The sequence below is a fragment of the Corynebacterium tuscaniense genome, from assembly GCF_008693065.1.
Lineage (GTDB): Bacteria > Actinomycetota > Actinomycetes > Mycobacteriales > Mycobacteriaceae > Corynebacterium > Corynebacterium tuscaniense.
The window spans coordinates 1-7,894 of the sequence record NZ_VXKH01000069.1 but is presented as its reverse complement, the minus strand read 5'-3'; the positions used below and the strand labels follow the sequence as shown (position 1 = coordinate 7,894).

Annotated in this window: 8 protein-coding genes, 1 tRNA gene and 2 pseudogenes; 8 read left to right on the top strand and 3 right to left on the bottom strand. The window is 57.4% G+C overall.

Translation table 11 applies throughout. The annotated features are described in order from the left end of the window. From F4V54_RS11915 to F4V54_RS09480, 3 genes and pseudogenes are all read left to right on the top strand, one after another. Positions 1–162: pseudogene (locus F4V54_RS11915) on the top strand (aminotransferase); the annotation flags it as partial. Positions 163–195: 33 nt separating this feature from the next. Beyond that, positions 196–579: a phage holin family protein gene (locus F4V54_RS09485; RefSeq protein ID WP_150386975.1), complete on the top strand. Its 384-nt coding sequence runs from the start codon at positions 196–198 to the stop codon at positions 577–579. A 169-nt stretch (positions 580–748) separates the two neighbouring features. Next, positions 749–1,273, top strand: a complete 525-nt coding sequence (locus F4V54_RS09480; RefSeq protein ID WP_146014994.1) for a DUF3800 domain-containing protein — start codon at positions 749–751, stop codon at positions 1,271–1,273. A 15-nt stretch (positions 1,274–1,288) separates the two neighbouring features. Here the strand turns inward: F4V54_RS09480 and F4V54_RS09475 are convergent. Then, a pseudogene (locus F4V54_RS09475) lies at positions 1,289–2,525 on the bottom strand (IS256 family transposase). A 53-nt stretch (positions 2,526–2,578) separates the two neighbouring features. Between F4V54_RS09475 and F4V54_RS09470 the strand changes: the two are divergent. The 3 genes from F4V54_RS09470 (at position 2,579) to exaC (ending at position 5,358) form a co-directional block, all read left to right on the top strand. After that, a complete protein-coding gene (locus F4V54_RS09470) occupies positions 2,579–2,989 on the top strand; it encodes a sensor histidine kinase (RefSeq protein WP_308410361.1) in 411 nt (136 codons plus the stop codon). Beyond that, positions 2,986–3,633 (top strand): response regulator, encoded by a 648-nt coding sequence (locus F4V54_RS09465; protein WP_376997954.1) that lies wholly within the window; start codon positions 2,986–2,988, stop codon positions 3,631–3,633. Before F4V54_RS09470 ends, F4V54_RS09465 begins: the two co-directional genes overlap by 4 nt. Positions 3,634–3,837: 204 nt before the next feature. After that, positions 3,838–5,358, top strand: a complete 1,521-nt coding sequence (exaC, locus tag F4V54_RS09460) for an acetaldehyde dehydrogenase ExaC (protein ID WP_034666204.1) — start codon at positions 3,838–3,840, stop codon at positions 5,356–5,358. A 176-nt stretch (positions 5,359–5,534) separates the two neighbouring features. On the opposite strand, the gene F4V54_RS09455 is transcribed toward exaC, so the two are convergent. Further along, positions 5,535–5,891: a hypothetical protein gene (locus tag F4V54_RS09455; protein WP_150386974.1), complete on the bottom strand. Its 357-nt coding sequence runs from the start codon at positions 5,889–5,891 to the stop codon at positions 5,535–5,537. Between the two features lie 609 nt (positions 5,892–6,500). Further along, positions 6,501–6,585, bottom strand: a tRNA-Ser gene (locus F4V54_RS09450). Positions 6,586–6,653: 68 nt separating this feature from the next. Here F4V54_RS09450 and F4V54_RS09445 point away from each other — a divergent pair. Together F4V54_RS09445 and F4V54_RS11870 are read left to right on the top strand one after the other, a co-directional pair. After that, positions 6,654–7,616 (top strand): NAD(P)H-quinone oxidoreductase, encoded by a 963-nt coding sequence (locus F4V54_RS09445; RefSeq protein ID WP_150386973.1) that lies wholly within the window; start codon positions 6,654–6,656, stop codon positions 7,614–7,616. A 105-nt stretch (positions 7,617–7,721) separates the two neighbouring features. Beyond that, a partial coding sequence (locus tag F4V54_RS11870) for a helix-turn-helix domain-containing protein (protein ID WP_150386972.1) occupies positions 7,722–7,894 on the top strand: 173 nt, incomplete at its 3' end.

Below are 7,894 nucleotides of genomic sequence, written 5' to 3'. Positions count from 1 at the left end.
GCCCCGGACGCGGACTGGGCGCCACGGGTTGCCGCGCAGCTGGCTGCGCACGGTGTGCTCACCCGCGCCTTCCCTGAGGGCCTACGCATCACCGTGACCAACCGCGATGAGGCTGCGGAATTTCTTTCCGCGTGGGATGTTGTTAGTAGTGCACAGTCTTAAACAAACTCTTAATCCTCTTGAGAAAGGTTCATCATGCCTCGTTTTCTCGTTGATGTTCTAGCCACCGTGATCGCCCTGTGGCTGGTTGTTCAAATCGTCCCCGGCGTAGACATCTTCGGCGGCTTCTGGGCGTTCGTCTGGGTCGCGCTGGTGTTCATGTTCGTCAACGCGTTCATCTCGCCCGTAGTGAACTTTTTCAGCTTCCCGCTGAAGATCCTCACCCTGGGACTGTTCTCCCTGATTGTGAACACCTTCCTGTTCTCCCTCACCGGCTGGATCTCCAACGGCCTGGGCAACGGCCTGCACATCTCTGGGTTCTGGGCAGCGTTCTTCGGCGCCATCGTGATGGCACTGGCGTCCTGGGTTGTGGAAGGCGTGTTCAGCGCAGTCCGCACCCAGGACAAAAGCGACAAGTAGCTTCAACTCTCGTTTTCCTAAAGCACTCAAGCACTGAGGTTGCCAGAATCAAGACACCGTCCTTATAATCGAATCCACAGTGGCGGCGTTGAAACACACGTACCGCGCTAATTCCGGTGGCCGGATCGCTTCATGTGATCTGGCCGCTGTGCTTTTCGAAGGGAACTAGATGCTGATTGCCTACCTCGATGAGTTCGGACACCAAGGTCCTTACATTCGGCATGACCATCCCAAGTACAACACGCATCCGTGTTTTGGCTATGCCGGTTTTGTCCTTCCCGCCGACAACGTCCGGCGAATGGGCGGGCACTTCAAATACGTCAAAGAAAAGCTACTTTCATGGGAGATCGAACGCTCTGAGATTCCCTCTGATCAATGGGAAAAGAAAGGTTCAGCACTGCTGACAACCACCAACATTGATCAGTATGGCGACCAGATTATGCCAGCGATCCAACGCATTTATCGGAAACTGGGACGTCTCGGGGGCCAGCTTTTCTTCTACGGTCAGCAAAAACCTATCGGTCCGGTGAGTGAGACGAAGGAAGCCTCTCAGGACCGTGAAAACCACTGTCTCATCCAAGCCATTAACCGCCTCGGAACATTAGCCTCTAATAGAGAGGAACGACTCCTAGTCATCATGGATGGTCAAGTCCCGTGTAGTGGTGTAGCGGTTTGTGCTTTCGGCTCGGTATGAAGTTTGGGGTTGTGGTTAGGCGGTTAGTTGGTGGTAGTCGCCATGATCACCTCCTGGGTGGTGCATGAGGTGTTTGGCGTGTTCGAGTGTGGTCAGTGACATGTAGCGCTTTTGCTGGATCCAATCGTCGTGTTGTTCGGCTAGGACTGCACCGACAAGCCGAATGATGGATTCACGGTTCGGGAAGATGCCAACGACATCGGTGCGCCGGCGGATCTCCCGGTTGAGCCGTTCTGCGGGGTTGTTGGACCATACTTTTGTCCAGACTGGTTTTGGTGCTGCGGTAAACGCCAGCACTTCATCGAGTGATTCCTCCAAATACGCCGCAACCTGCGGGAATTTCGGTTCCAGTAGGTCGACGACCTCGCGGGCTTGAGCCCAGGTGGATGCGGCGTCAGGTTGTTGGAAGATCGTCTGGAACATCGCAGAGACCATCGGCCACTGCATTTTGGGGACCTTCTCGTAGAGGTTTTTCGCGAAGTGGGTGCGGCACCGCTGCCAGGAGGCATCGGGCAGCACTTCGGAAATGGCGTGCTGGATGCCTTCGTGGGCATCACTGGTGACAAGGAATACACCGGTAAGTCCACGGGCTTTAAAGTCCTGGAAGAAGCCTTTCCACGATGCGTTGGATTCTGCGGTGGCAACGTGCATGCCGAGCATTTCGCGGTACCCGTCGGCGTTTACCCCGGTGGCCAAAAGTACGGAGCATTTGACTACCCGGCCGCCTTCGCGCACTTTGATCGTCAATGCGTCGCAGGACAGGTAGGCGTACCCGCCGGGATCAAGTGGGCGGTTTTTGAAGTCTGCGACCATTTCGTCGAGTTCTTCCGACATGCGTGAGACCTGCGATTTCGACATGTTGGAAATCCCAAGCGTTGCCACTAGATCATTCATCCTGCGGGTGGAGACCCCTTTGAGGTAGCAGGTGGCGATCACAGTCGATAAGGCCCGTTCTGCTCGTGAGCGTCGCTCTAACAGCCAATCTGGGAAGAACGCGCCGTGGCGCAGCTTCGGTACTGCCACGTCGATCGTGCCGACACGGGTGTCAAGGCGCGGTGGCGATACCCATTGCGGTGGTTGACCCGCTCGGCAGAAGCGACGCCGTATTCAGCGCCGCAGACGGTGTCAGCCTGGGCGGAGAGGATCTGGTTGTAAACCCTTGCAGCATCTGGCGCATCAAATCTGGAGATACTTGGGCGAGCAGATCGTCCAAATAGGTTGTCGGGTCGATAGAATGCGGTGCAGCGGTCATCGTCATGTTCCTTTCGGTGAGATGTGGTAGTTGAGTCGAAAGGTTGACTTACGGTGGCCGCCCCCTATTTTCTGGGGCCCACCATCAGCAAGCGTTACACCACACTAAGGGACGCAACCAGCGTGCTCGCCGCGGCATATTTTTTCTGTGCAGAAGTGCTGACAAATGCGGCGAAATATGCGCCAAAAGCTCCTGTTTCTGTATTGCTCACCTCAGATCAAACACTGAATATTTCAATTACGGACCAAGGCCCAGGCGGGGCAAAATTGGGGCGCGGATTGCGGGGTATGAAAGAGCGCCTGGCCACTTTTGATGGTGAGATGACCATGCACTCTCCCGAAGGCGGTCCAACGCAGGTAATAGCCAGAATTCCTTTGATGCTGAACCGCTGGGAATCGGGCATTGGAGAAATGGAAGGTGCGGAAATGGAAAGCGTGGAAATGAAAGGTGCGGAGAAGAAATGAAAATTGTCATTGCGGATGACTCGGCACTCCTGCGGGAGGGGGTCGCGGGGCTCGTCGAAAAGCGTGGACATGAAGTGATTGCGATGGTCGACACTGCCCACGGCCTGGTGGCGGACACCGATGACCGTTTTGATGACACGGGCGAGCTGCCAGATTTAGTGATAACCGATGTGCGCATGCCTCCAAAGATGAGCGATGACGGCCTGCGGGCGGCGGTCGAGTTGCGCGAGCGCTATCCGCAGCTGAATGTGATGGTGCTGTCGCAGTATGTGGCGCCGGCGTATACGCGCGAGTTGTTCTCGCCGGGTGGTGGCGCTGGTGCTGGTGTGGCTAGTGGTGCCGGTTCGGGTGGTGCCGGTTCGAGTGGTGGGACCGGCGGGACCGGGCACTTGCTCAAAGACCGTGTCGGCCAGGTGCTGGACTTCTTGGGTTCGCTCGAAGTCGTCGCAGGTGGTGGCGTGGTGATTGACCCTGATGTGGCGACGGCATTGATGCAGTCCGGCAAATCGGGGCTAGCCAGTTTGACGGCGCGCGAACGCGAAGTGCTGGAGCTGATGGCAGGAGGCAAGTCCAATAAGCAGATTGCCGATGACCTCGTGCTTTCTGGAGTGCAGTGGCGAAACACGTGTCCAATATCTTTATGAAGCTGCATCTGGAGCCCGGCGAGGAAAACCGCCGTGTGCGGGCAATTCTGGAATTTCTCACGGCGACGTCGGGGCAGATTTAGGGTCGGCAGCAATCGCATCTCTCGCAAAGGCGATGAAAAAATAAGTGTTGACTGTGGCACGAGTCACAAATTAAAGTTGGCTCGTACGTTTGTTGTTTCCCTATCGAAAGGACGTGTCTACATGACTGTTTACGCCAACCCCGGCACCCCCGATGCAATTTTCACATACAAGGAGCAGTACGAGAATTTCATCGACGGTAAGTGGACACCTCCAGTAGACGGGCAATACATGGACAACTCCACCCCGGTCACGGGCGAGGTTTTCTGCCGGGTTCCGCGGTCTAACGAGAAAGACATTGAGCTCGCCCTCGACGCCGCACACAAAGCAAAGGACTCCTGGGCCTCGGTTCCTGCGGCCGAGCGGGCGCTGATCCTCCACCGCATCGCGGACCGTCTGGAGGAAAACCTTGAGAAGATTGCCGTCGCCGAGACCTGGGAGAACGGCAAGGCCATCCGCGAGACCCTCGCCGCTGACATCCCGCTCGCAATCGACCACTTCCGCTACTTCGCCGGCGCCACCCGCACGCAGGAGGGGCGCATCTCGCAGATCGACGACAACACGGTCGCCTACCACTTCCACGAGCCACTCGGCGTCGTCGGCCAGATCATCCCGTGGAACTTCCCCCTCCTGATGGCCGCTTGGAAGATCGCCCCGGCCCTCGCTGCCGGCAACTGCATCGTGCTCAAGCCTGCAGAGCAGACCCCCGCGTCGATCCTCATGCTCACTGAGATCATCGCCGATCTGCTTCCGGACGGCGTCCTCAACATCGTCAATGGCCTCGGCACCGAGGCCGGTGCTGCGCTGACCGCAAGCGACCGGATCTCCAAGATTGCGTTCACCGGATCGACTGCCGTTGGCCAGGTGATCAATAAGGCAGTGTCCGACAAGATTATTCCAATCACGCTGGAGCTCGGCGGCAAGTCCCCATCCATCTTCTTCCCCGACATCATGGACGCCGACGACGCATTCCGCGAGAAGTGCATTGAGGGCCTGGCCATGTTCGCGTTGAACCAGGGCGAGGTCTGCACCTGCCCGTCGCGAGCCTTGGTCCACGAAGACATCGCTGATGAGTTCCTGAAGCTCGCGGTCGAGCGCGTCAAGCAGATTAAGACCGGCAACCCGCTGGATACGTCAGTACAGATGGGCGCCCAGGCCTCCCAGGAGCAGCTGGACAAAATCTCCGGCTACTTGGAGTCCGGGCCGAAGGAGGGCGCGGAGGTTCTCACCGGCGGCAACGTCGCCAAGCTCGAAGGGTTGGAGGGAGGCTACTACGTCGAGCCGACGATCTTTAAGGGCAACAACTCGATGCGCTTCTTCCGCGAGGAGATCTTCGGCCCGGTCCTGGCCGTGACAACCTTCAAAACTCTGGACGAGGCTCTCGAGATTGCCAACGACACCATCTACGGTCTTGGCGCCGGTGTGTGGAGCCGCAACCAGAACAACGCCTACCGCGCTGCCCGCGGTATCCAGGCTGGCCGCGTGTGGGTGAATAACTACCACAGCTACCCTGCTCACGCAGCCTTCGGCGGTTACAAGCAGTCCGGTATCGGCCGCGAGAATCACTTGATGATGCTCGAGCATTACCAGGAGACCAAGTGCATGCTCGTCTCTTACGACGAGAACCCGACTGGCCTGTTCTAAGAATTCATGCCCTCGGAGCTAGGCGATTTGTCGATTCCGATTCACGTCCGAAGAGGGCGCCGACTATTGCCTTGCCCCAACGCCCTCCGCGCCTGGCAGGTTACGATGGTCGACCTTAACCTGACACACCAGACGCTGGCGACTCCAAAGTTAGAGGCCTAGCTCACAGCCGACAGCTAGGTCTCTCCTTCTTTCTTTACTTGCCGGTACCACCTACGCATCCGATTAATCGCGGCACTGGCAGCCCATCCGCCGAGAAAAAGTAGCGGGATGTAGAAGAACACGACATAGGCGACGGCCAGGCCGTCCTGCCCGTCGGGCGGCGTAGTGAGAAATAGGAATGCCAGATCGCCAAGCACGGCAATTCCTGCGCCGGTAGCTGCTGCGACAATGCTCCGCGCGCTGGTCATCCCCCGAGCCGACGAGCCATCACCGGCGAAAACGGCCATTGATCCAACCAGCATTACTGAGACCAGCATGGACACAATCCACGACGCAATTCCTTCGTCGTAGGCGAGATTGGGCTCCGGCAAGATTAGCCCACCTAAAACACTCCACGCGACCGCGGCGAAAAAGGACGCCAGCAAGGGGCGGGTTATATTGTCGAGCCTCATGCGCCCCAGGTTACGTGAGATGACCTCCAGAAAGACCGAATCTCCCCTCCCCAGTGGAGAATTCAGTCACGCCTGCAAGAGCACAATCCTCCGAGCATAAAGTGGGGTAAGTAGAAATACTGACAACCCGAAAACTTACGGGCTGCAAATGTGAAACTGTGTAAGTTTATGACACTTTCAGGCCATTTTCCGGGCCATTTTTGATATAAACGCAGTCAGTAACTCGCACTGGGGTAAGTGACGAAAGGTGCCCATCGGCGACGCAACCCTCGTTAACACAACCCGCTTCTGGGAGATCGAGCAAAGACGCCATTCCCAGCGAGAAAGAAAGCGCATGAAGAACGATGGCATGTTTCAACGTCTCATCTCCGCTGGCTCGCCCGAATTCCGCGAGAAACTAGAGAACATTAGAACCGACAGAACGAACTAAAAATCGGTTTCAAGAAAAAGCGAACCGCAACCCGCGCCTTGGAAAAATAAAAACCAAGAAGCCTGTTTGTCCACCATGTCCCGACTGATGACAATTTGCGGAGACGGCGGGATTTGAACCCGCGGAGGTGTGACCCTCGCTGGTTTTCAAGACCAGTGCATTCGGCCGCTCTGCCACGTCTCCTTGCTACCAACGGCAGCAAGGAGAAACTTTACAACACATAAGCCTTCACCCAACTACCCTGGGTGGGCATGAAGGCAATCACGGTGACTAATCCTGACAATCCGCGTTCCCTTGAACTGACTGAAATTCCCATGCCAGAGCTGCAATCCGGTGAGGTTATGGTCAAGGTTGCGGCCGCTGGTGTGAACCGCGCTGACTTGGTGCAGGCGGAAGGAAAGTACCCGGCGCCGCGGGGGGAATCGGAGATCATTGGGCTTGAATGTACCGGCACCATCGTGGATGCGGGGGATACGGGCCGCCAGGTGGGCGAGGAGGTCGCCTGTCTGCTGGCTGGGGGTGGGTACGCCGAGTATGTGGCGGTGCCAGAAGGCCAGCTCATGCGCATCCCGGAAGGCCTCACCCTGACGGAGGCCGCCGCAGTGGTGGAGGTGGCCACGACCGTGTGGTCGAACCTGGGCATGCTCGCCGGGGTCAGCGAGGGCGACCGCGTGCTCATCCACGGTGGTGCGGGTGGCATCGGATCTTTTGCCATTCAGTTGTGCAAGGCACTCGGCGCCGAGGTCGCTGTCACTGCCGGGTCGAACGAGAAGCTCGACTACTGCCAGGAGCTTGGGGCGGATATTTTGGTGAACTATAGGGAGGAGGATTTCGTCGATAAGCTGCACGGTTCGTGCGATGTCATCCTGGATGTTGTCGGCGGACCGTACCTTGAGGACAACATCAAATCGCTGGCCACGGACGGCAAACTCATTGTCATCGCGGTGCAAGGTGGGCCGAAAGGCGAGCTGAGCCTTGGCCGTATGATGCCGCGCCGCCTCTCCGTCCACGCGACCACGCTGCGTGCTCGCCCGCGCGCGATGAAAGCCGAGATTTGCCGTTCGACCGAGGAGCACGTGTGGCCACTCATTGAAAGCGGGGCCATCAAGCACCAGATGAACAAGGTTTTCCAGCTTGGCGACGCAGCTTTGGCCCACAACCACCTCGACTCCGGCACCGCGATCGGCAAAACCGTTCTAGTGGTCAACAAATAGTCCTAGTGTTGTGATGTCTAGTGGCTTTTTGGACACGGAGTCCAGGAGGTTTTTGGACGGGATGTCTAGTGGCTTTTTGGACGGTTACGGCGGTGGAATAGCCGGATGGCTATTCCATTGCATAAGCGTAGAAAGGTCGCAGATTTCGATTCCGTTCGTGACGGCAAGACGGTCACACAGTTTTGCAAAGAATTGGGGATCTCGCGACAGACGTACCACAACATCAAAAACCGGATAGTGCAGAAGGGCCGAGCAGGTATTGTGCCGGATTCGACTGC